At 52.3% G+C, this 1,871-nt stretch carries 1 protein-coding gene; it reads right to left on the reverse strand.

The features are described from left to right. Positions 1-1,854, reverse strand: a 1,854-nt coding sequence (locus D3222_RS24320; protein WP_118988331.1) for a T6SS effector BTH_I2691 family protein, incomplete at its 3' end; no start/stop codon positions are given. Positions 1,855-1,871: the final 17 nt, after the last annotated feature.

Below are 1,871 nucleotides of genomic sequence, written 5' to 3' on the forward strand. Positions count from 1 at the left end.
CAACCGCTCCTCAGAACCCGGTCTCTTAAGTCTCTCCAATACCTGTTGCCGAAACGCATTACCCTCCTTAAGTTGTGATACCGACAAATCAACCGCCTGATCAAACGGCACCCCTGAAATCACCGAGAATAGCCCCTTACTCAGCATTTCATTGGTGCTATTCAGCACTTTTCCTAAGCGGGTAAAATTAAAGAACCGGTCGCCCAACGTCACCAGTCGCCGGTCAGAATGCAGCATCGCCCGGGCAAAGGTGCTGTTGGATCTGGGCGGCTTTTCCAGCACTTCATTCGCTTTATCGTAGGCTTCCACTAGTTTTCCACTCAGCATCGGCACCGTTTTCATAAACGCTGAGATGTCCGCCGGTTTCTCATTCCCCTTATTCAGCTTCATCTGCTGTAAAAAACCGTCCATCTCTTTCATCACGTCCGGGTTATTCAGCAATAACGAGCGCCAGACAATATTTTCCGGTGACAGCGCGGAATATTGATCGATTTGAGCATCTAAAAAGGCACTGCCCGTTTCGGTTACATTCAGCGCAGCGAGGGCATAATCCACCGCCTCGCGATAATTGAGGTTGTCCTCCAGTCGGGGGGAATGAAAGTCCTGACAACAGGTGATAAACCGACTCTGTTTTAACCAGCTCACTCTGAACTGCGCCAGCTGTTCCAGCTCTTTCGCCACKTCGGCACAAAAATCAGCATAACATTGGTTAAATGCCTGTCGTTTCGCCAGATTCAGCTCTGCCGTGTATTTCCCCCAATCACGGGCAAACGCKTCRTTATCTGATTTGATCGTATTGCGGGTAATACTCTCTCTAAGGTTTGCCAACTCCTGTTTGGAAACAGCCCCATAGGCCATCTTCACGACTGCGCTGATATCGTCATCAATGCGTTCTTTCTCATTGGCGGTTTTCAATTGACGCAGTTGATTCTCCACCCCATTCAGTGAACTTTCAGTCATAAACTCAATCGACAATTCATCCARCCAGGTTTTATGCGCCCCGATGATATCATCACCCCACCCCGCTAATTCATGCACTATCCCGATCGGATCATGTAACGCGATTAACACCGGCGAGACCGGCTTGCCATCCGCGTCCAAGCCCCGCTTTTGCATCGCCCTGACCGTGATATCCGCACACCCCGCCCGCGCTTTACTCCACGGATACAAGGTGCCCTGCGGTCTCACCGCATGGTGATAAACTTTGTAGTAAGGCGCTTCCTTCACTGTCCCGCTGATACGCGCCGCTTGCGGATTACAGGGCAAAACATATTTGCCGGAGTCATTGTCGCCCAGACAGTAATCGATGACTCCATCCAGGTTCTCTACCGTCGCCTGARCAATCCCCACCCCTTCCGGCACCCCGCGCCACTGCCACGGTTTCACGCACTGCATCCGCTTTTCCCGTGCTTCGCGGTTGTTGTGATAATACTCGATGGTCTCCCAGCTCCACGCCGAGGGCGTGAAAGCCAGCCAGGTCTCCTGACGCAAGGCGATATCCCTTAACGCAATAAATTCCATATTGGCACTCAGATGGGTCGGCGCACGGCAATCCGAGGTTTTCTTGGGAGAGACACCAAAAGGCGCACTAAACTGTTGCCACAGTGCGCCATCCTCGCTGACGCTCCAAGCCTCCCAACTCTCCGGTTCATCTAATCCGGCATTAGCATAATAGACATACAAAAACCCCTGCCGTAAGGCACGCAGCGCATAATGATAGCCCGGTGCCGAGGGTTCTGGCGTTTCCGCCCACGCCGGCAAGATTTCCGAAACATTATCGGGCACCACGGTATAACGCACCGGCAACAACGCCGGCCCGGTGGACTCACACGTCCAACAAAATGATTGATTCATCTCAACATCTCCTGGTT

This window comes from Photorhabdus sp. CRCIA-P01 (assembly GCF_003545805.1).
Classification (GTDB): domain Bacteria; phylum Pseudomonadota; class Gammaproteobacteria; order Enterobacterales; family Enterobacteriaceae; genus Photorhabdus; species Photorhabdus antumapuensis.